16 protein-coding genes are annotated in these 21280 nt (G+C 60.0%); 3 read left to right on the forward strand and 13 right to left on the reverse strand.

All coding sequences use genetic code 11. The features are described from left to right. The first annotated feature begins 147 nt into the window (after positions 1-147). The gene (locus AB7M26_RS18925) at positions 148-1080 is read left to right on the forward strand and encodes a sugar kinase (RefSeq protein ID WP_123495014.1); all 933 of its coding nucleotides are present in this window, start codon (positions 148-150) and stop codon (positions 1078-1080) included. Positions 1081-1221: 141 nt separating this feature from the next. On the opposite strand, the gene AB7M26_RS18930 is transcribed toward AB7M26_RS18925, so the two are convergent. Beyond that, positions 1222-1497: a peptidylprolyl isomerase gene (locus tag AB7M26_RS18930; protein ID WP_007898282.1), complete on the reverse strand. Its 276-nt coding sequence runs from the start codon at positions 1495-1497 to the stop codon at positions 1222-1224. Between the two features lie 66 nt (positions 1498-1563). Further along, positions 1564-4101, reverse strand: a complete 2538-nt coding sequence (locus AB7M26_RS18935) for a PAS domain-containing hybrid sensor histidine kinase/response regulator (protein ID WP_123495013.1) — start codon at positions 4099-4101, stop codon at positions 1564-1566. Positions 4102-4220: 119 nt separating this feature from the next. On the opposite strand from AB7M26_RS18935, the gene AB7M26_RS18940 reads away from it, so the two are divergent. Beyond that, a complete protein-coding gene (locus AB7M26_RS18940; RefSeq protein WP_123495409.1) occupies positions 4221-5330 on the forward strand; it encodes a PilT/PilU family type 4a pilus ATPase in 1110 nt (369 codons plus the stop codon). 124 nt (positions 5331-5454) lie between these two features. Here the strand turns inward: AB7M26_RS18940 and AB7M26_RS18945 are convergent, their stop codons facing one another. The 10 genes from AB7M26_RS18945 to AB7M26_RS18990 all read right to left on the reverse strand — a co-directional run bounded on the left by AB7M26_RS18945 (position 5455) and on the right by AB7M26_RS18990 (position 18547). Further along, positions 5455-7410: an acetoacetate--CoA ligase gene (locus AB7M26_RS18945; RefSeq protein WP_123495012.1), complete on the reverse strand. Its 1956-nt coding sequence runs from the start codon at positions 7408-7410 to the stop codon at positions 5455-5457. A 152-nt stretch (positions 7411-7562) separates the two neighbouring features. Beyond that, the gene (locus AB7M26_RS18950) at positions 7563-8348 is read right to left on the reverse strand and encodes a 3-hydroxybutyrate dehydrogenase (protein WP_123495011.1); all 786 of its coding nucleotides are present in this window, start codon (positions 8346-8348) and stop codon (positions 7563-7565) included. A gap of 7 nt (positions 8349-8355) precedes the next feature. Beyond that, positions 8356-9747: a GntP family permease gene (locus tag AB7M26_RS18955; protein ID WP_123495009.1), complete on the reverse strand. Its 1392-nt coding sequence runs from the start codon at positions 9745-9747 to the stop codon at positions 8356-8358. 279 nt (positions 9748-10026) lie between these two features. After that, complete coding sequence (locus tag AB7M26_RS18960) at positions 10027-11442, reverse strand: sigma-54 interaction domain-containing protein (protein WP_123495008.1); 1416 nt, start codon at positions 11440-11442, stop codon at positions 10027-10029. Between the two features lie 162 nt (positions 11443-11604). Then, entirely contained in the window at positions 11605-13185 is a 1581-nt protein-coding gene (locus AB7M26_RS18965; RefSeq protein ID WP_429385748.1) for an ABC transporter ATP-binding protein, read from the reverse strand. Positions 13186-13199: 14 nt separating this feature from the next. After that, on the reverse strand, positions 13200-14222 hold the full coding sequence (locus tag AB7M26_RS18970; protein WP_123495006.1) for an ABC transporter permease: 1023 nt from the start codon (positions 14220-14222) through the stop codon (positions 13200-13202). Continuing rightward, the gene (locus tag AB7M26_RS18975; RefSeq protein ID WP_123495005.1) at positions 14222-15283 is read right to left on the reverse strand and encodes a microcin C ABC transporter permease YejB; all 1062 of its coding nucleotides are present in this window, start codon (positions 15281-15283) and stop codon (positions 14222-14224) included. Before AB7M26_RS18975 ends, AB7M26_RS18970 begins: the two co-directional genes overlap by 1 nt. Then, entirely contained in the window at positions 15283-17151 is a 1869-nt protein-coding gene (locus AB7M26_RS18980) for an extracellular solute-binding protein (RefSeq protein WP_123495004.1), read from the reverse strand. The genes AB7M26_RS18975 and AB7M26_RS18980 overlap by 1 nt, the downstream gene beginning before the upstream one ends. A gap of 136 nt (positions 17152-17287) precedes the next feature. Next, positions 17288-17569, reverse strand: coding sequence for a peptidylprolyl isomerase (locus AB7M26_RS18985; RefSeq protein ID WP_007898306.1), 282 nt, complete (start codon positions 17567-17569; stop codon positions 17288-17290). A gap of 96 nt (positions 17570-17665) precedes the next feature. Further along, positions 17666-18547 (reverse strand): esterase/lipase family protein, encoded by an 882-nt coding sequence (locus tag AB7M26_RS18990; protein ID WP_123495003.1) that lies wholly within the window; start codon positions 18545-18547, stop codon positions 17666-17668. A 340-nt stretch (positions 18548-18887) separates the two neighbouring features. Between AB7M26_RS18990 and AB7M26_RS18995 the strand changes: the two genes are divergently transcribed. After that, complete coding sequence (locus AB7M26_RS18995) at positions 18888-19940, forward strand: hypothetical protein (protein WP_123495002.1); 1053 nt, start codon at positions 18888-18890, stop codon at positions 19938-19940. A 58-nt stretch (positions 19941-19998) separates the two neighbouring features. On the opposite strand, the gene AB7M26_RS19000 is transcribed toward AB7M26_RS18995, so the two are convergent. Next, a complete protein-coding gene (locus AB7M26_RS19000; protein ID WP_123495000.1) occupies positions 19999-21087 on the reverse strand; it encodes a 3-deoxy-7-phosphoheptulonate synthase in 1089 nt (362 codons plus the stop codon). Positions 21088-21280 lie beyond the last annotated feature (193 nt).

Consider the following 21280-nt stretch of genomic DNA (forward strand, 5'->3'; position numbering starts at 1 on the left):
GCGGGCAAGCCCGCTCCCACAGGTTTTTGGTGTGGTTGCAATTTGTGGCAATTCACAAATCTCTGTGGGAGCGGCGGTGCGGCGATCCGACTTGCCCGCGATGACGGCCTACCAAACAACATCGCAGTACCAGAGACCCCCTCAACGATGAACAGCATCAGCCCCCTCGGCCCCAACACCCCGCGCATCGCCCTGATCGGCGAATGCATGATCGAATTGCAGCAGCGCGCCGACGGTACGCTGCAACAAAGCTTCGGCGGCGATACCCTGAACACCGCGGTCTACCTGGCCCGTGAGCTGGGCGATGGCGGCACGGTGGATTACGTCACCGCCCTGGGCGATGACAGTTTCAGCGATGCGATGTGCCAGAGCTGGGCCAGTGAAAACATCGGGCTGGACATGGTCCAGCGTTTGCCCGGTCGCCTGCCTGGCCTGTATTGCATCCAGACCGATGCGGCCGGCGAGCGGCGTTTTCTCTACTGGCGCAACGAAGCGGCAGTGCGCGATTGCTTTACCACACCGGCGGCCGCGCCGATCCTGGCGGCGCTGCCGGATTACGACGTGTTGTATTTCAGCGGCATCACCCTGGCGGTGCTCGGTGTGCAAGGGCGGGAAAAACTTCTGGAAACCCTGATCGAAGCCCGGCAACGGGATGCGCGGATTGTGTTCGACAACAATTATCGACCACGCTTGTGGGCGTCGATCGAAGAGGCCCGGGCGGCTTATCGCAGTGTTCTGCCCTATATCGACCTGGCGTTGCTGACGGTTGAGGACGAGCAGGCGCTGTTCCACTTTTCCGATTGCGCGGCGGTGTTTGCCGCGTACGAGCAGATGGGTACGCCCGAGGTGGTGCTCAAGCGCGGCGCGCAGGCGTGTCTGATTCGCTGTGACGGTGAGTCGTTCGAAGTGCCGGCGCAGAAGGTCGAGCGGGTAGTTGACACTACGGCGGCGGGGGATTCGTTCAGTGCGGCTTATTTGGCGTGTCGGCTCAAGGGTGGCAGCCCGGTCGAGGCTGCCGAGGCGGGGCATCGGTTGGCGAGTCGGGTGATTCAGGTGCCGGGGGCGCTGATCCCGAGATAAGCGGTGGATGGCCGTTTGCTGCGCAACCGGATCGCGGGCAAGCCCGCTCCCACAGGTTTTTTGGTGTGGCTGCAATCTGTGGCAATTCACAATCCCTGTGGGAGCGGGCTTGCCCGCGATGAGGCCCTAAAGCCAAGCCCCTCAATCCCGGTAAAACACCTGCACCAGGTGATAACCAAACTTGCTCTTGATCGGCCCGTGCACCACACGCAGTGGTTTTTTGAAGATCACCGCATCGATCACGCCGACCATCTGCCCGGGCCGTACTTCGCCCAGGTCACCGCCGCGTTTGCCGGACGGGCACGTGGAGTATTTCTTGGCCAGCACATCGAAGGCTTCGCCCTTGGCGATGCGTTGTTTGAGCTGCTCGGCTTCTTCCGAGGTTTTCACCAGAATATGGCGGGCTTGGGCTTTCATTGGCAGTACCTTGCAACGGTGGTGGCTATGTTGGTGCCAGCGTGGGGCGCGCGATTATGCCTTAACTCAGTCCGCTTGGCCGATCATCGTGCGAATCTTGTTGGCCAACAGGTCAATGGAAAAAGGTTTGGCCACCATGTCCATCCCTTCCTCCAGAAAACCCTGGCGTTCGGCGGCTTTCTCCGCATAACCGGTCATGAACAGCACCTTCAGATCCGGGCGATGCTGACGCGCGATTTCCGCCAGTTGCCGACCGTTCATGCCCGGCAGCCCGACATCGGTCACCAGCAGATCGACCCGCAGGTCGGATTCCAGCAAGGGCAGGGCGGCCTTCGCGTCTTCGGCTTCATGAGCGTGATAACCCAGTTCATTGAGCAGGTCGAGCACCAGCATACGCACCGCCGGATCGTCTTCCACCAACACTACCGTTTCACCGGCCACCGCTGCCGGAGTTTCGCCGGTGAGCGGCTCCAGAGTGTGCTCCGGCACCGCGACGTGCAGGCGTGGCAAATACAGGCGAACGCAGGTGCCCTGGCCCGGCAGGCTGTGAAGGCTGACGTGCCCGCCCGACTGCTGGGCGAAACCATAGATCATCGACAGCCCAAGGCCGGTGCCCTGACCGATGGGTTTGGTGGTGAAGAACGGATCGAAGGCCTTGGCCAACACTGACGGGGTCATGCCGGCGCCGTTGTCGCTGACGGCAATCATCAGGTAATCCCCGGCCGTGACCGGTTCCAGGGGGGTGATGTCGCTACCGTCGAGGTGAACGTTGGCGGTTTCGATCAGCAACTCGCCACCTTCGGGCATCGCATCCCGGGCATTGATCACGAGGTTGAGCAAGGCGTTTTCCAGTTGGCTGACGTCAGTGCTGACGGGCCAGACTTCATCGGCCAGCTTTATTTTGAGCTCGATAGGGTCGCCCTTGGTGCGGCGGAACAAATCTTCCAGAGAATGCACCAGCTGATTGGCATTCAGCGGCTTGCGATCCAGTGACTGACGCCGGGAGAACGCCAGCAGGCGATGGGTCAGGGCAGCCGCGCGGTGAGCCGAGGACACCGCGGCTTCGGTAAAACGACCGATCTCCGCGGCGCGCCCGTCGGCGATGTAGCGCTGCATCAAATCGAGGCTGCCGATGATCCCGGTGAGCATGTTGTTGAAGTCATGGGCGATGCCACCAGTGAGCTGTCCGACCGCTTCCATTTTCTGCGCATGCCGCAAGGCATCTTCAGCGCGCTCGCGTTCGAACATCTCGTTCTGCAGCCGCTGGTTGGCTTCGGCCAATTGCTGAGTGCGGGCGCTGACGCGTTCTTCAAGGGTTTCGTTGAGGTTGCGCAGAGCTTCTTCGGTCTGTTTGCGCTCGGTCTCGTCGATCACGAAGATGTAGAAACCGTTGACCGCGCCGTCCGCGCCATGACGTGGCAGGTAGTTCATCAGGGCCTGGCGGGTGCTGCCATCGCGGTGCGCGGCGCTGATGCTGAAACTGCAGGCCTTGCCTTTCAGCGCATCGGCAATGTATTCGGCGCGCAGGGCATAGGCTTCGTCCCCCAGCACTTCACGGACGGTGCGGCCGTAAAGCTCCTGGGGCGTCAGACCGTACCACTCCAGGTAGGCGGCATTGTTGAGGCGAAAACGCTCCTCGCTGTCGACGTAACTGATCAGGATCGGCATGGCGTTGATGATCAGTTGCAGCTCGGTCTGGCTCTGGCGCAAGGCCTGTTCGATGTGTTTGCGTTCGGTCAGGTCGAGTGCCGCGCCAAGGAAACGAATCGGCCGACCATGATGATCCTTGTAGCAGCGGCCTCGGGCAAACACCCAGCGCAATTGGCCGTCGGGCTGCAGCAAGCGATATTCCTCGGCGTACTCGCTGCCATGGGTGATGCAGTGCTTGATGCTGCGGGCAATCATCGCCCGGTCTTCCGGGTGCACGCCGTGGAGGTATTCGCTGATGGGCAACTGGCTGGCCATGGTCGGATCGACGCCATGCAATTGAGCGAAGTGGGCATCGGCGATGAAACGGTCTTCGCCGATGTCCCAGTCCCAGGTGCCGACGGCATCGGTGGCGGCCAGCGCCAGTTGCAGGCGCTGCTCGGTTTCGTGCTGGGCCTTGAGGCTGGCGGCGGAGCGCTGTTCGAGTTCCAGGGCGATGCGGCGGCGTTCGTTGGTTTCGATGGCCGTGACCAGAATCCCGGCGACCTCAGCGCTTTCATTGCGAATGGGGCTGTAGGTCAAATCCAGCCAGAAGTCGGAATCTCGTCCGTCGCGCTGCAAGGTAAAGCGCTGTTCGCTGTAGGTCCGCACCTGACCCTGTAGGACGGCGCTGTAAATCGGGTCGGTGAAGTCTTTCAGTTCTGGCCAGATCAGGTGCGTCGGTTGTCCGAAAGCGTGAGGGTGTTTGCTGCCGGCGAGGAGGGCGAAGCCGTCGTTGTAGATCTGGGTAAGCTGCGGGCCCCACAGCAACAGCATCGGCATCGGCGAGTGAATCACAATGTCCACGGCGGTGCGCAGGCTCTGCGGCCAGTGATCAGCGGCGCCCAGCGGGTTGTTTGTCCAGTCCAGTCGGGCAATCAAGGCCTGGGCGTCGCTGGCGGTCGGTGGTGCGTTCATTACAATGTCCTGCGCGTCAGTCGGTGTGGCGGCGTCTACTATCCTTGCATGGCGGTAGACGCTGGATGATCCGTTTTGGGTCATTTTTTCAATTGAATGCTTCGCGGGTGTTTTTTGCCATGGAAATCGATGCACTGTTGCAAATTCTGGCCAGCCGCAATGGCTCCGATCTTTACTTGTCCACGGGCGCGCCACCCAGTGCGAAATTTGACGGTGTGCTCAAAGCCCTGGCTGAGCAACCGTTCAAGCCCGGAGAAATCGCAGCCATTGCCGCGTCCATCATGGACGCCGAACAGCGCCTGGAGTTCGATCGCGAACTGGAAATGAACCTGGCGCTTTCCCTGGCCGGGGTCGGGCGCTTTCGGCTCAATATCTTCAAGCAGCGCAATGATGTGTCGATCGTGGCGCGCAATATCAAACTCGACATTCCACGCTTCGAAGACCTCAAGCTGCCACCGGTGCTGCTCGAAACCGTGATGCTCAAACAGGGGCTGATATTGTTCGTCGGTTCGACCGGTTCCGGCAAGTCGACCTCGCTGGCGGCGCTGATCGATTACCGCAACCGTCACAGCAGCGGCCATATCATCACCATCGAAGACCCGGTCGAGTTTATCCATCGGCACAAGAAGTCGATCATTAACCAGCGTGAGGTCGGCGTCGATACCCGCAGTTTTCATGCGGCGTTGAAAAACACCCTGCGCCAGGCGCCGGACGTGGTGCTGATCGGCGAGATCCGCGATCGCGAGACTATGGAGCACGCGTTGGCGTTTGCCGATACCGGTCATCTGGTCATTTCCACTTTGCATGCCCACAACGCCAATCAGGCACTGGACCGCGTAATCAACTTCTTTCCGGAAGAGCGCCGGGCGCAACTGCTCCATGACCTGGGCAATAACCTCAAGGCCTTTGTTTCCCAGCGTTTGGTGCGTACCCGGGATGGGCAGCGCCGGGCGGCGGTGGAAGTGATGCTGGGAACGCCAACCATCGGCGACCTGATCCGGCGCAATGAGCTTGGCGAGCTCAAGGGGATTATGGAGAAGTCGTCAGAAGCGGGAATGCAGACCTTTGATAGTGCGCTGTTCGGGCTGTTTGCCGAGGGCGCGATTGATGAGGCAGAGGCGTTGAAACATGCAGATTCGGTGAACAACTTGCGTCTGCGCCTGAAAATGCACGCCGAGGCCACGCCTGGGCCCCATGCACCGCCGGGGGAATGGGGATTGGTGGACTAGCGCCGGCAACGACGATCAAAATGTGGGAGCGGGCTTGCTCGCGAAAGCGGTCTATCAGCCAACATCAATGTTGAATGTGAAATCGTCTTCGCGAGCAAGCCCGCTCCCACAATGAATCTACGTTTCAGTCGCTCAATTCAGGGCGGTCGCGAAACTGCTCCAATGCCTCGGGATTGGCCAGTGCATCGGTGTTCTTCACCTTCTGGCCATGCACCACATTCCTTACCGCCAGTTCGACCACTTTGCCGCTGATGGTCCGCGGAATGTCCGTCACCGCAACTATCTTCGCCGGCACATGCCGTGGTGTGGTGTTGGCGCGGATGACCTGGCGAATCTGTTGTTGCAGCGCTTCGTCCAGCTCGACACCATCACGCAACTTCACGAACAGCACCACCCGCACGTCATCCTGCCATTGCTGGCCGATGGCGACGCTGTCCAGCACCTGCGGGACTTTCTCTACCTGACGATAGATTTCCGCCGTGCCGATGCGCACGCCGCCGGGGTTGAGTACCGCGTCGGAACGCCCGTGGATCAACAGACCACCGTGGGGCAGTTGCTCGGCGTAATCGCCCTGGGCCCAGACGCCCGGGAACAGGCTGAAATAGGACTTTCGCAGCTTCTCCCCATCAGGGTCATGCCACAAACTGATGGGCATGGCCGGAAAATGTCGGGTGCACACCAGTTCGCCTTTTTCACCGATCACTGGCGTACCGGCGTCGTTCCAGACTTCCACCGCCATGCCCAGTCCCTTGCACTGCATTTCGCCACGGCGCACCGGCAGGACCGGGTTGCCAATCACAAAGCACGAAATGATGTCAGTGCCGCCGGACATAGAGGACAGGCACAGGTCGGACTTGAACGCGCGGTAGACGTAGTCGAAGCTTTGCGGGGACAGCGCGGAACCGGTGGACAGTACGGTTTTCAGGCTGCTCAGGTCATGACTGTCGCAGGGCTTCACGCCATTGCTTTCCAGTGCGGTGAGGAACTTGGGGCTGGTGCCGAAGACGTTGATGCGTTCGTCGTCGATCAGGTCGATCAAACGCTCCGGGCCTGGATGAAATGGCGAGCCGTCGTACAACACCACGGCGCTGTCGACTGCCAGCGCCGAGACCAGCCAGTTCCACATCATCCAGCCGCACGTGGTGTAGTAGAACAAACGGTCGCCGGGGCCAAGATCGGTATGCAGCCCATGTTCCTTGACGTGTTGCAGCAGTACGCCGCCGGTGCTGTGAACAATGCATTTAGGCACGCCGGTGGTGCCGCTGGAATAGAGGATGTACAGCGGATGAGCGAAGGGCACGGGAATGAATTGCGGCTCGCCGCCCGGGTCGTAGAAATCGTCCCAGAGCGTCACGTTGGCCTGGCTGTGGAAGTCTTCGATGCGCGCCTGGGGTCGTGCATAAGGCACAACGATCAACTGCTGCAAGGACGGCAGTTGCCCGAGGATTTCGTTGACCTTGGCGGTCTGGTCAATCTCTTTGCCGGCGTAACGGTAACCGGCGCAGGTAATCAGCACTTTCGGCTCGATCTGGCCGAAGCGGTCGATCACCCCATGAGTACCGAAATCTGGCGAGGAACAAGACCAGATCGCACCCAGACTGGTGGTGGCGAGCATGGCCACCAATGTTTGCCAGGTGTTTGGCATGCACGCGGCCACGCGGTCGCCGAGGCCGACACCGGCGGCTTTCAGGCCGTTTTGAAAACCGGCGACATGGCTCGCCAGTTCGGCCCAGGTCAGTTGTTCCCGTTGGCCGTTTTCGCCGATGGCCACCACCGCCACGGCATCGTCGCGACGGCGCAGCAAGTGCTCGGCGAAGTTTAGCGTGGCGCCGGGGAACCACTGGGCGCTGGGCATCTGTGCGCCCTCAATCAGCACCGCGTCTGGCTGATCGTGAAAACGGATGTCGAAGAAATCGACGATGGCCTGCCAGAAAGCTTCGCGTTGATCGATGCTCCACTGGTGCAGGGCAGGGTAGTCGGCGATCTCACGGGCATGTCGCTGATTGACGAAGCGCCGGAAGGCCTCCATGCGGGATTTGCCGATGCGCTCGGTGCCGGGTTGCCAGAGGATGTCGGACATGGCTTGGCCTCTTCTTATTTATGCATAACACGCAGGCTTTTGTGGCGAGGGAGCTTGCTCCCGCTGGACAGCGCAGCTGTCCCAACACCTAATTACGACTGCTTCGCAGCCGAACGGGAGCAAGCTCCCTCGCCACAGGGGTTACCGGTGGGTTACTGCGCCAACCACCCACCATCAATATTCCACGCCGCGCCACGCACCTGGCTACCGGCTTCGCTGCATAAAAACAGCACCAACTCGCCCAGCTGCGGCGGCGTCACGAATTCCAGCGACGGCTGCTTCTCGGCCAGCAAATCATGTTGCGCCTGCTGCGGGTCGATCCCGGTCGCGGCGCGATCATCGATCTGCTTCTGCACCAGCGGCGTCAGTACCCAACCCGGGCAGATGGCGTTGCAGGTGACGTTCGTCGTAGCGGTTTCCAGACCGACCACTTTGGTCAAGCCAATCACGCCATGCTTGGCCGCGACATACGCCGCCTTGCCCACCGAACCGACCTGGCCATGCACCGAAGCGATATTGATGATCCGTCCCCAGCCCTTGGCGCGCATGCCCGGCAGGCTCAAACGGGTACTGTGAAACACCGACGACAGATTGATCGCAATGATCGAGTCCCAGCGCTCCACCGGAAAATCTTCCACCGCCGCCACGTGCTGGATGCCCGCGTTGTTGACCAGGATATCCACGCCGCCGAACTCACGCTCGGCGTACTCGATCATGTCGGCGATCTGCGCCGGGTCGCTGACGTCGGCGGGGTGATGGCCGACCTTGCCGCCGCTTTTATTATTGAGCTGTTCCACCTCGGCAATCACCCTGGACGCATCGCCGAAACCGTTGAGGATCAGGTTGGCGCCAGCCTTGGCCAGGCTCAGGGCGATTCCCAGACCGATGCCGCTGGTGGAACCGGTGACCAGTGCGGTCTTGCCCGAAAGAGTTGTCATGAATACCTCACACAATGCCAGTGGCGTAGAAAGAACCGATCACCACAAAAACAGCGAGTGTCTTGATCAGCGTAATACAGAAAATGTCTTTGTAGGCCTCGCGGTGGGTCAAACCGGTGACCGCCAGCAACGTAATCACCGCGCCGTTGTGCGGCAGGGTGTCCATGCCGCCACTGGCCATCGCGGCGACCCGGTGCAGCACTTCCAGCGGAATATTGGCGGCGTGGGCAGCACTGATGAATGTCTCGGACATTGCCGCCAGGGCAATGCTCATGCCACCCGACGCCGAACCGGTGATACCGGCCAGCAGGGTCACGGTAATCGCTTCGTTGACCAGCGGGTTGGGAATGCTTTTGAGCCAGCCGGACAGCACCAGAAAACCCGGTAGCGACGCGATCACTGCACCGAAACCGTATTCCGACGCGGTGTTCATCGCCGCCAGCAGCGCGCCGCTGACCGCACTTTTACTGCCTTCGGCCAACTTGCCGCGAATCGTCTGAAAGGCGAACACCAGCACCATGACGATGCCCACCAGCAAGGCTGCCTGGACCGCCCAGATCGCGGTCAGTTTGGCGATGTCGGTGGTGACAGGGGCTGCCATGCCTGGCAGCACGACGCTGTGCGTCTTGCCGTACCACAGCGGAATCCAGCGAGTGAACAGCAGGTTCATCAGGCCCACCATCAACAGTGGCGACAGCGCGATCCAGGGGTTGGGCAGCTTGATGTCCGGTGCGGTTTCCGGCTCGTTGCGCAGCTCTGAACCATACCCTTCACCACTGCGCTGGGCCTTGTTGCGCTGGCTTTGAAGGAACAGCATGCCGGCGCAGAACACGAAAATCGTGCCGATCACACCCAGCCACGGCGCGGCCCAGGCGGTGGTGTTGAAGAAGGTGCTGGGGATGATGTTCTGGATCTGCGGGGTGCCGGGCAGGGCATCCATGGTGAACGAGAATGCGCCGAGGGCGATGGTCGCCGGGATCAGGCGCTTGGGGATATTGCTCTGGCGGAACATCTCGGCGGCAAACGGGTAGACCGCAAACACCACCACAAACAGCGACACGCCGCCGTAAGTGAGCAAGGCGCAGACCAGCACGATCACCAGCATCGCCTGGCGAGTGCCGAGCAAGCGAATGGCCGCTGCGACGATGGAGCGGGAGAAGCCCGACAACTCGATCAGCTTGCCGAACACGGCACCGAGCAGGAACACCGGGAAATACAGTTTGACGAAGCCGACCATTTTTTCCATGAACACCCCGGTGAAGACGGGGGCAACGGCGGAAGGGTCGGTGAGCAGGACGGCGCCGAGGGCGGCGATAGGAGCAAAGAGGATAACGCTGTAGCCACGGTAAGCAGCCACCATCAGCAGCGTGAGGGCTGCCAAGGCAATGATCACACTCATGGTGTGTCTCCTGAATTGTTATTTTTGTAGGGTGAAGCTTTGTGCGAAGGGCTATAGCGAGTTTCGTGCCAGATATATAAGTTGATGAAATATAAAGGATTTATATTTTTTCTGAATGTTGTGGAGGATGTTTGTCTCTGTTTGGAGACGATTGAGCGTCTTAAAAGATCGCAGCCTTCGGCAGCTCCTACAGGGAAACGCAGAAATCACCGTAGAAGCTGCCGAAGGCTGCGATCTTTTGATCTTGAAATCGATCTACAAATAGAGATGCGTGTCTCTTTATGGAGACTCGGCAATCCCCAAGGCCACCATCTTCTTGTACAACGTCGACCGCCCCAGCCCCAAACGCGCCGCCGCTTCGATAACCTTCCCGCCGCATTGCGCGAGGGCGGACTCAATCAACTGCCGATCAAACCGTTCGCGAGCTTCACTGAAAGTCTCATGGGCAACCGGCTCGATGGCCAAGGGCACCACACGCTGCACCGGGACAACACTGCCAATCGCCGCGCGGATATCCGCCACGTTCAGCATCAAATCATCACTGAGCAACGCCGCGCGTTCCAGAACATTGCGCAGTTCGCGGATGTTCCCTGGCCAAGCGTGTTGACCCAACAAATTCAAGGCTTCGGGGTTCAGTTCGTGCTGACTGCGCAGCTCTTCGAGAATCGCTTCGCTGAGGGCCGGCAGGTCGTCGAGGCGATCACGCAAGGGCGGAACCTGAATCGGCAGCACATTGAGGCGGTAATATAAATCGGCGCGAAACTCGCCGCGTTTGATCGCCGCTTCCAGGTCGGTGGAGGTGGCCGCGATCACCCGCACATCGCTTTGAATAACTTCGTTGGAACCCACCGGCTCGAATTCCTTTTCCTGCAACACCCGCAGCAACTTGCTTTGCAGCGGCAGCGGCATGTCGCCGATCTCATCGAGAAACAGCGTGCCGCCCTGAGCGATCTGCAACTTGCCGGTGCGGCCCTTGCGATCGGCGCCGGTGAACGCGCCGGGGGCGGTCCCAAAGAACTCGGCTTCCAGCAGCGACTCGGGGATCGCCGCGCTGTTGATGCTGACGAACGCTTTGTGCGCCCGAGGCGAGGCGCCGTGAATCGCCTGGGCCAGCAACTCTTTGCCGGTACCGGTTTCGCCCAGCAGCAACACCGGAGACTCGGCACTGGCGCTGCGCCGGGCGCGACGTTTGACTTCCAGGCTGGCGGCGCTGGTGCCGATGAAGTGGGCGAAGTTGTACTTGGTCTGCCGTGCCCGCAGCAGCGAGCGGGTGGAGGCGAGTTCTTCCTGCATGCTCAGGTAGCGCTTGAGCATCGGCGACAGGCTGCGCAATTCATCGAACAGGGCAAAGCCGATAGCGCCAATCACTGCGCCGGCATCGTCGTGAATCGGCAGACGCATCACCACCAGCGGTTCCTTGGGGGTGTCTTGCATGTCCAGCAGGATGGGTCGTCCGGTGCGCACCACCTCACGCAACAGGCTGCCGGGGATCACGCTTTCACAGGCCCGGCCGATCGCACCTGCGGCCGATTCGAGACCGAAACGCCGGGCATAACGCTCGTTCATCCAGACGATGTTCGCGTCGCGGTCGACAATCACCGTGCCTTCGCTCGATTGCTCGATGATTTCGAACAGCGAGCGGATCGCCAGGGTACGAACGCGCTGGTAGTCCTTGAGGCTTTCGGTGGTGTTCATGGGAGGCTGATCCTGATTAAGTATTGCCTGTGCTGGCCCAATCGCGGGCAAGCCCGCTCCCACAGGATTTGGGGTTGCCGCTGAATTTGGGCACGACTTAAAACCTGTGGGAGCCGGGCTTGCCCGCGATGGCCGCGACGCGGTTCATCGGTGTACACGGGATTATGCCCACCCCGGACGCGCCGCCGCCAACAGCTCTTTGGTATACGGATGCTGCGGCGAGTCGAACACCGTGTGACTGGCGCCGCTTTCCACCACTTTGCCGTCCTTGATCACGATCATGTCGTGGGCCAGGGCGCGTATCACCGCCAGGTCGTGACTGATGAACAGGTAGGTCAGGCCGTATTTTTCCTGAAGCTGACGGAGCAGGGCGACCACTTGTTTTTGCACCGTGCGATCCAGCGCCGAGGTCGGTTCGTCGAGTAGGATCAGCGCCGGTTTCAGCACCAGTGCGCGGGCAATGGCGATGCGTTGGCGTTGGCCACCCGAGAATTCGTGCGGGTAGCGATGACGGCTTTGCGGGTCGAGGCCGACTTCTTCCAGCGCCCGGATCACCTGGGCTTCGCATTCGTCCGGGGTGGATTGGCTATGAACCTCAAGGCCTTCACTGATGATCTGCGCCACGGACATTCGCGGGCTGAGACTGCCGAAGGGGTCCTGGAACACCACCTGCATCTTCTTGCGCCACGATCGCAGCTGCTTTTGCGTCAAGCCATCCAGGGCCTCGCCCTGAAAGCGAATGCTGCCTTGCGAATCGAGCAAGCGCAGGATCGCCTGACCGAGGGTGGACTTGCCCGAACCGGACTCACCGACGATGCCCAGCGTCTTGCCACGCTGAACATTCAGACTGATGTCGTCCACCGCTCGCAGATAGGTTTTACGCTGGAACAGGCCGCCACCGATGACGAACCGGACCTGTAAATTATCCACTTCCAGCACGTTTTCACGCTCGTCCCGGGGCAGCGCTTCACCTTCCGGCTCGGCGTTCAGCAACATGCAGCTGTAAGGGTGTCTCGGCTCGGTGAACAGCGTTTCGCAAGGTGCCTGCTCGACGATTTCCCCGGCGTGCATCACGCAAACCCGCTGGGCCATGCTGCGCACCAGATTGAGGTCGTGGCTGATCAACAGCAGCGACATGCCGAGCCGCTGTTGCAGGGATTTGAGCAGCAGCAGGATCTTGCGTTGTACCGTCACATCCAGCGCGGTGGTCGGCTCGTCGGCGATCAGCAATTCCGGCTCGCAAGCCAGGGCCATGGCGATCATCACCCGTTGCCGTTGGCCGCCCGACAGTTGATGGGGATAAGCCTTGAGCCGTTCTTCGGGTTTCTGGATGCCTACCAGTTGCAGCAACTCAAGAATCCGCGCTTGTGCCGCTTTGCCGCCCAGCCCTTTATGCAGCAGCAAGGTTTCGCCGATCTGCTTTTCAACGCTGTGCAGCGGATTGAGGGAGGTCATCGGCTCCTGAAAGATCATCGCGATCCGGTTGCCGCGCAGCTCGCGCAAGGTCTTGATGTCGGTGCCGATCAATTCCTGGCCACGATAGCGAATGCTGCCGGTGGTTGTCGTGCCGCTTTCGGGCAGCAGTTGCAGGATCGAGTGGGCAGTCACTGACTTGCCGCAGCCCGACTCGCCGACCAGTGCCAGGCACTCGCCGGGACGGATGTCCAGGCACAGGTTGCGTACCACGGTCTGGCCGCTGAAGGCGACGTTGAGGTCACGGATTTCGATCAGGTTGTCACTCATATCAACAGTCCGCTTCAAGACCGAGGATCAAAGGCATCGCGTAATGCCTCCCCGATAAACACCAATAAAGAAAGAATCAGCGCCAGGGTGAAAAACGCCGTCAACCCCAGCCACGGCGCTTGCAGGTTCTGCTTGCCTTGACCAATCAACTCACCCAGCGATGCACTGCCGGCCGGCATGCCGAAGCCGAGAAAATCCAGCGCCGTGAGGGTGGAAATCGCCCCGGTCAAAATGAACGGCAAATAACTCAGGGTGGCATTCATCGCGTTGGGCAGAATGTGCCGCACGATCACCTTGCGGTCGGTCAGGCCCAGCGCACGGGCGGCTTTGACGTATTCCAGGTTGCGCCCGCGCAGGAATTCGGCGCGCACCACGTCCACCAGGGCCAGCCAGGAAAACAGCGCCATGATCCCCAGCAGCCACCAGAAATTCGGCTCGACGAAGCCCGACAGAATGATCAGCAGGTACAGCACCGGCAGCCCCGACCAGACTTCCTGCAAGCGCTGACCGATCAGGTCGACCCAACCGCCGTAGTAGCCTTGCAGCGCACCGGCGGCGATGCCGATCAACGCACTGATGAAGGTCAGCGCCAGCGCGAACAGAATCGACACCCGCGCCCCGAAAATCACCCGGGCCAGCACGTCCCGGGCCTGATCGTCAGTGCCCAGCCAGTTGACCTTTGACGGCGGGCTCGGCGCCGGTTGATTGAGGTCGTAATTGGGCGTGTCGTCGCTGAACGGGATCGGAGGAAACAGCATCCAGCCGCCGTCCTTATGAATCAGCTTCTGCACGTAATCGCTGCGGTAATCGGCCTGGAACGGCAGTTGCCCACCAAACTCCTGTTCGGTGTGGCGTTTGAATGCCGGGAAGTACAGCGAGCCCTGATAACTGACCACCAGCGGTTGGTCGTTGGCGATCAGCTCGCCGCCCAGGGTCAGCAGGAACAGGCCGATAAACAACCACAGCGACCACCAGCCTCGGCGGTTTTTCTTGAAGCGCTCGAAACGGCGACGGCCCAGCGGCGAGAGCTTGAACATCAGGCGTTCCTCGCGGCGAAGTCGATGCGTGGGTCGACCAGGGTGTAGCAGAGGTCGCCGATGAGTTTTATCAGCAGGCCGAACAAGGTGAAGATGAACAGCGAACCGAATACCACCGGATAGTCCCGTGAAACCGCGGCTTCGTAACTCATGCGACCCAGGCCATCGAGGGAGAAAATCACTTCGATCAGCAATGAGCCGGCAAAAAATACGCTGATGAAGGCCTGCGGAATTCCTGACACCACCAGCAGCATGGCGTTGCGAAACACATGACCGTAAAGCACCCGGCGTTCGCTCAAGCCCTTGGCTCGGGCGGTGACCACGTATTGGCGAGTGATTTCATTGAGGAAGGAGTTCTTGGTGAGGATGGTCAGGGTGGCGAAACCGCCAACCACCAGCGCTGTCACTGGTAGCACCAGGTGCCAGAAGTAATCGGTGATTTTGCCCAGGGTCGACAGCGACTCGAAATTGTCCGAGACCAGCCCGCGCACCGGGAACCAGTTCAATGAGGTGCCGCCGGCGAAGACCACAATCAGGAACATCGCGAACAGGAACGCCGGCATGGCATAACCGATGATGATCGCGGTGCTGCTCCAGATATCGAAATGGCTGCCATGATGCACGGCCTTGCGGATGCCCAGGGGAATCGACACCAGATAAGTGATCAACGTGGCCCAGAGCCCGAGAGAAATGGTCACCGGCATTTTTTCCAGGATCAGGTCGGTAACGGTGGCGCCGCGGAAGAAGCTCTTGCCGAAGTCGAGGCGGGCGTAGCTCCCGAGCATCAGCCACAGACGCTCCGGGGCCGGTTTGTCGAAGCCATATTGCTTTTCAATCTCCTTGATCAGCTGCGGGTCGAGCCCTCGACTGGCCCGTGAACTGCCATGCATGGTTTCGCTGGAACCGCCACCGACACTCGCACCGCCAATGCCCTGCAATTGCGCGATGGCCTGTTCCACCGGGCCACCGGGCGCGGCCTGGACGATGACGAAATTGACCAGAAGAATGATCACCAGTGTCGGAATGATCAGTAGCAGGCGCCGTAGTATGTAAGCCCACATCAGTGCGGTCCTCCGGGCTTGCCGCGTTTGATGAGCTCGGCGGTCATTTGTTGATTGGTCAGCGGGGTGGAGCTCACTTCCCACCAACTCTCGATGGCTGCGTCATTGCTCGCCTGTACAGAGGGAATGCCGAAGCGGTTCCACCACACGGTCGAGCTGCCCGGCGGGTAATAATTGGGAATCCAATAGAAGTTCCATTGCAGGACGCGGTCCAGGGCATGGGCGTAGCGCAGCATGTCAGCCTGGGTGGTGGCGCGAACCAGGCCGTTGACCAGCGTATCGACCGCCGGGTTCTTCAGCACCATGTAGTTGTTGGAACCGGGATCGTTGGCCGCCGCCGAACCAAAGTAGTTGTACAACTCGTTGCCTGGCGAGGTGGTGACCGGGTAGCCGGTGACGATCATGTCGTAATCCCGGGACATCAGGCGGTTGACGTACTGGGACGCGTCGATGCGGCGAATATTCATGTCGATGCCGATTTGTTTCAGGGTGCGCTTGTAAGGCAGCAGCAATCGGTCCATGCCGTTCTGGCTGACCAGGAAGGTGAAGCTCAGCGGTTGGCCTTGGGCGTTGACCAGTTGATCACCTTCGGGTTTCCACCCGGCTTGTTCGAGCAAACCCAGGGCTTGCAACTGTTTGTCGCGAATCACGCCGCTGCCGTCGGTTTTCGGCGCTTCGAAGACCTGGGTGAAGACTTCGTCGGGGATCTGCCCGCGCAGCGGTTCCAGAATCGCCCGTTCACCTGCGTCGGGCAGTTCTCGGGCAGCGAGGTCGGTGTTGGAAAAGTAGCTCTGCTGGCGGATGTACATCTCGCGCATCATCTGCCGGTTGCTCCACTCGAAATCCCAGAGCATGGCCAGGGCCTGACGCACGCGACGGTCCTGAAACATCGGGTTTTGCAGATTGAACACAAAGCCCTGAGCCGATTGCGGTGCCTCTTTGGCCAGGTGGGCCTTTTGCAGGCGACCGTCGCTCAGGGCCGGGCTTTCGTAGCCGATGGAGTAGGCGGTAGCGGAGAATTCGCGGTTGTAGTCGTAGGCGCCACCTCGCAGAACCTGGCGGGCGACATCGGTATCGCCGAAATACTCGATGCTGAAATGATCGAAGTTGTAGAGGCCACGGCTGACCGGTAAATCCTTGCCCCACCAGTCGGCGTTACGCTCGAAGGTGATGCTGCGCCCGGAGTCGACCTTGTTCACGCGATACGGCCCGCTACCCAGCGGCGGCTCGTAACCACCGCCACTGGCAAAGTTGCGGGTTTTCCACCAGTGCTCGGGAAACACCGGCAAGGTCGCGATGTCCAGGGGCAGGGTACGGTTTTCGTTGCTCTTGAAGTCGAACCGAATGGTGAGTGGTGACTCTACTTCGACGCCTTTGACGTCGGCGAACTGCGTGCGATAGCGCAGGCTGCCCTGGGTCATCAGCAGGTCGAAGGTATAGCGCACGTCTTCGGCGGTGATCGGCTTGCCGTCGGCAAAACGGGCCTTCGGATTCAGGTAGAAACGCAGCGACAGTCCGTCGTCGGAACGCTCCATCTGTTGGGCGATCAGGCCGTAAACGGTATAGGGCTCATCCAGCGAACGCTGGGCCAGGGGCGAGTAGATCAAGCCGTCGATCTGCGTGACACCCGTGCCCTTGTCGATGTACGGCAGCATATGGTCGAAATGACCGATTTCCATCGCTGAGCGACGCATCGTGCCGCCCTTGGGCGCGCGCGGGTTGGTGTAGGCGAAATGGCTGAAGCCCGCGGGATACTTCGCCGGTTCACCGTACACGGTCAACGCATGTTGCGGTGCAGCATTCACACCAGCGGCACTTAATAGCAGCGCCACGGCAGTGAACAACAAAGTGGGGAAAGCCAGTCGCATTGTCAGCCTTAGAGCCGGGTGGTGGATAACCACAATTTGTACGCTAGCGGCGCGTCCCTCGCCAGCCGTATCACGTAACGAAAACACAACGGCCCACCAAAAGGCGGGCCGTTGTGTAGCAAACTCAAAGCGCTGATCAGTCCTGACGACTGGTCACTTCCAGCAGGTGGTAACCGAACTGGGTCTTGACCGGGCCTTGTACCACGTTGATCGGCGCGCTGAAGACCACGGTGTCGAATTCCTTGACCATCTGGCCCGGGCCGAACGAACCCAGGTCACCGCCTTGACGGCTGGAAGGGCAAGAGGAGTTGGCTTTGGCGACTTCGGCGAAATCGGCGCCAGCCTCGATCTGGGCCTTGAGTTCGTTGCACTTTTCTTCGCTGGAAACCAGGATGTGACGGGCAGTGGCTTTGGCCATGGGACAATACTCCATTCAATGTTCAATAAAATGCGGAGCCTACCGGATTCAGTGGGCTATTTCTTCCTCAAAGTTCCGTCTGTTTCATGCAGCGTTTTAAAGGCCGGCATTTCGCAAGCGTTCGGCATGTTGCACATACAGGGCAATCGGGTCGATACCCCGGCGGACCTGACCGGTTGTCTGGCCGAGGCTATCCAGATGATCCAGCGAATAATCCGAACGGATCACTTTGCCCAGATGGGAACTGAATCGACCGACCATGCCGTCATTCTGCTCGGCTTCGGTGGTGAAATAGTGGGAGAAGGCCCGCAGAAACCCGTGCAGCGGATTGAGTGCATGGAGTCCCTCATCAAGGATGTCCCCCTGCCAAATGCCGCTCCAGGAATAGTAGCGCACGCCATTGACCTGATCGCGCCCCTTGCCGCCCCAGGTTTTTGGCAACCCTTGCGGGTACTTGTCGTTAAAGGCGCCAACGCCTTCGGTGGTCAGTGCATTGAGCGCGGCAATGGCGTTTTGTGGCAGATGCCGGTTGCCACTGAGCAATGACAGGAAATCGGCGAACAGCGTGGCCACCGCTCCGGCAACGTGTTCCGGCAGGCGTCCGGGGATCAGCGCCTTACGCAGGAAGTCGGCCAGTTCCGAGCCATGATTCGGCCCGCTGACCGATGTCACCGAGGCGACCACCTCGGGTGCCAGCGCTCCTGCATACCGTGCCGCAAGCGCCCCCTGACTGTGACCGATCAGATTGACTTTGCTTGCACCGGTTCCCAGCAGTACCCGATCGATCTGCGCCAACAGTTGCTCGCCGCGGGTTTCGTTGCTGTGGGTAGCCGACAGATGCGGGATGAAGACCCTGGCGCCGGCGCTTCTGAGGGCCAGTTTGACGTCATGGAACAATTCCAGGTTGCCGATGCGATCGAAGCCGAAGAGCCCGTGGACCAGCAGGATCGGATAGTGAGTGGTTGCATTCCGTAGCATGTAGATTCCTTTTTCGCAGTAGGTCAGGTGTGTGTTCAAGGGGGGCACTCTAAAGCACACCAGCTGCTCGGCGATGTATGAAAAAGCCGCTATAACCCGATGAAAACGGAATAGAAATAGTACGAAAGTTCGGATGAACATGAGGTCTTGGTCGGAATATCTGGACATCTTTTTAACGATGGTTGAACGCTTTCTCGCAATGACCTACTTGTGAAACGTCATTTTTCCGTGCAAGCCGACGCCTTTGCCCTGCATCACGAATCAGCACCGTGGGGTTCAATAGGCTTCGTTCGATGCCGACTTTCAAGGCGGCATTTATTCCAAGGACTGGAGCGTATGAATGACTATTTATGAAGCGGCAAACCTGAATGTTGTAGAGCAATACATGGCGGCACCACGGCTGGACCAGGCGGAGAACGCCGTGTTGGATCCATCCGAAAGAAAGGCCATTGTCACTGTTGCGCCTTATCAGGCCATGGCCTGCGGAGACAAGCTGGTCTTGTCCTGGTCAGGTATCGATGCAGAGGGTGTGGCGTATCGGTATGAAGTGTCGCGGTTCGTCAGCGAAGCCCAGGTGGACAGGGTGATTGTCTTTGCTGTGTCGGACGTACACATCGCCGCACTGGACGGCGGGTCGCTCGAGGTTTACTACACGTTGTACAGTGCGCTCCATTGTGAGCCTTTGGAGTCCGGGCGTTTACAGTTGAGTGTCGGTGATGTCCGGTCGGATCTGCTGCCTGTGATTGTGAACGATGCGGTGGGTGGCACACTTGATCCCGACAGGGTCGCCGAGGGCGCCCGCGTTACGATCAGGCCGTATCCCCGGATGGCGGCTGGAGATCGGGTCTTGCTGTCCTGGGCCGGCGGTACGCCACAATCAAGCTTCAATGACACATTGAAAATCGAATCCTTTGCAGTGGGTGGCGAACTGTCGTTCTGGGTAAGTCCCGAGTCGATTGCTCCCAACCTTGGTGCAACCATTACGATCAGCTATTGCGTCGAGAAAGAAGGCCAAGAGCCTCGCTTCTCGGAGCCTGCACAGTTGTTGATCGGCCCTCTGGAGCGAGGACCGCTATTGCCGCCCTCTGTGCTGGAGGCCGATGAGGGTTGGCTGGATCTGCAAGATGCGATCGATGGTGTCACCGTCGTGATCGACAATGCCCAGGCAGAAGAGGGTGAGCTGGTTTATCTGAAATGTGACGGGGAGCATTTCAATCATCGCGATGATCGTGAGATCTCAAGGGAAATGGCCGGTCAACCGCTGGTATTTATCGTTCCCTACAGGTTTTGGCGCGAGCATCGGGATTTGACGGTCCGGGTAGCCTATTCGGTCGAACGTCTCGACGATGTGAGCCAACAGTCCGAAGTCACGTTGGTACAAGTGCAGTCGTAACCGGTTTAAGGCAACCGCCTTCCAGTTTTCGCTTGGAGAACTGGAAGGCGGGCACTGGTCACTTCGGCTGTTGGGTACAGCGCTGCGCACGAAGTTGCTCGGCTGCCTGCTGCAACAACCGTTCTGTCCCGGTCCAGCCAAGGCAGCCATCCGTTACTGACACCCCGTAACGCAGCGACGGGCTCAGCGCTTGGCAACCTTCGAACAGATGGCTTTCGATCATCATGCCAATCAACGATCGATCACCCTGCAGGCGCTGTTCAAGCACGTCGTTGAACACCGCTGGCTGACGCAATGGGTCTTTACCGCTGTTGGCGTGGCTGCAATCCACCATGATCCGCGCCGGAATCTTGAGCCGGGTCAAATCGCTGTGCACTTGAGCGATGCTGTCACGGTCGTAGTTCGGCCCGCGATGGCCGCCACGCAATACCAGATGGGTATCGGCGTTGCCTGGCGTCTGGATAATCGCAGGGTGTCCTTGGCTATCGACACCGAAATGGCGATGCGGATGGGCGGCCGAGCGCATGGCATCGCTGGCGACAGCCACACCGCCATCGGTGCCATTCTTGAATCCAACCGGCATGCTCAGGCCGCTGGCCATCTCCCGGTGGATCTGTGATTCGGTGGTACGGGCGCCAATCGCGACCCAGCTCAGCAGGTCGTCAAAGTAGCCAGCGGCCATCGGTTGCAGCAGTTCGGTGGCAACGGGTAAGCCCAGCTGGAGCATTTCGCGCATTAATTCGCGGGACAGCGTCAAACCGCCGGCCATGTCGTCGCTGCCATCCAGATGCGGGTCGTAGGCCAGGCCTTTCCATCCCACCGTGGTGCGAGGTTTTTCGACGTAGGCGCGCATCACCAGCAGCATCTCATCGCTGACTTCGGCAGCCAGGCGGGCAAGGTGGGTAGCGTATTCGAGGGCGGAACGGGGATCGTGAATCGAGCACGGACCGACGATGACCAGCAGACGGGAGTCTTCACCGTTGAGGATCGCGCGAACCGCTTGACGGTGGGCGGCGACTTGCCGGGTCAGGACGTTGCTGAGGGGTAATTGTAGTTTGAGCTGCAATGAGCTGGGCAGACGCAAGGTCAGCGCTTCATTGGCAGGGTTCAAAGTGGACAGCGGCAGAGCAGAGACGGACGAGTTCATATTCGGGCTTCCTGGGCTGGCGGCGGGTTCGTTCCCGCGCGCTCGGCCCTACTGGGGTGTTCGACAATTGGCCGGATTGGCTGCGTGTGTGTGCTTGCCACCTGTGGGTGACCGATCGGAGGCGGCAGGCTGTCCCGAGCGGAGGCTGGTAAATCGCCAGGCGGTAAAACTGTCGTAACGGTAATAAGTGGCG

The sequence above is a fragment of the Pseudomonas sp. F-14 TE3482 genome (genome assembly GCF_053629455.1).

Coding starts and splice junctions, on each gene's coding strand:
- AB7M26_RS18935 (WP_123495013.1), bottom strand. CDS start 4,101: ATGAACGCACCACCGACCGCCAGCGACGCCCAGGCCTTGATTGCCCGA.
- AB7M26_RS18995 (WP_123495002.1), top strand. CDS start 18,888: ATGACTATTTATGAAGCGGCAAACCTGAATGTTGTAGAGCAATACATG.
- AB7M26_RS18925 (WP_123495014.1), top strand. CDS start 148: ATGAACAGCATCAGCCCCCTCGGCCCCAACACCCCGCGCATCGCCCTG.
- AB7M26_RS18990 (WP_123495003.1), bottom strand. CDS start 18,547: ATGCTACGGAATGCAACCACTCACTATCCGATCCTGCTGGTCCACGGG.
- AB7M26_RS18955 (WP_123495009.1), bottom strand. CDS start 9,747: ATGAGTGTGATCATTGCCTTGGCAGCCCTCACGCTGCTGATGGTGGCT.
- AB7M26_RS19000 (WP_123495000.1), bottom strand. CDS start 21,087: ATGAACTCGTCCGTCTCTGCTCTGCCGCTGTCCACTTTGAACCCTGCC.
- AB7M26_RS18980 (WP_123495004.1), bottom strand. CDS start 17,151: ATGCGACTGGCTTTCCCCACTTTGTTGTTCACTGCCGTGGCGCTGCTA.
- AB7M26_RS18965 (WP_429385748.1), bottom strand. CDS start 13,185: ATGAGTGACAACCTGATCGAAATCCGTGACCTCAACGTCGCCTTCAGC.
- AB7M26_RS18960 (WP_123495008.1), bottom strand. CDS start 11,442: ATGAACACCACCGAAAGCCTCAAGGACTACCAGCGCGTTCGTACCCTG.
- AB7M26_RS18950 (WP_123495011.1), bottom strand. CDS start 8,348: ATGACAACTCTTTCGGGCAAGACCGCACTGGTCACCGGTTCCACCAGC.
- AB7M26_RS18985 (WP_007898306.1), bottom strand. CDS start 17,569: ATGGCCAAAGCCACTGCCCGTCACATCCTGGTTTCCAGCGAAGAAAAG.
- AB7M26_RS18930 (WP_007898282.1), bottom strand. CDS start 1,497: ATGAAAGCCCAAGCCCGCCATATTCTGGTGAAAACCTCGGAAGAAGCC.
- AB7M26_RS18940 (WP_123495409.1), top strand. CDS start 4,221: ATGGAAATCGATGCACTGTTGCAAATTCTGGCCAGCCGCAATGGCTCC.
- AB7M26_RS18975 (WP_123495005.1), bottom strand. CDS start 15,283: ATGTGGGCTTACATACTACGGCGCCTGCTACTGATCATTCCGACACTG.
- AB7M26_RS18970 (WP_123495006.1), bottom strand. CDS start 14,222: ATGTTCAAGCTCTCGCCGCTGGGCCGTCGCCGTTTCGAGCGCTTCAAG.
- AB7M26_RS18945 (WP_123495012.1), bottom strand. CDS start 7,410: ATGTCCGACATCCTCTGGCAACCCGGCACCGAGCGCATCGGCAAATCC.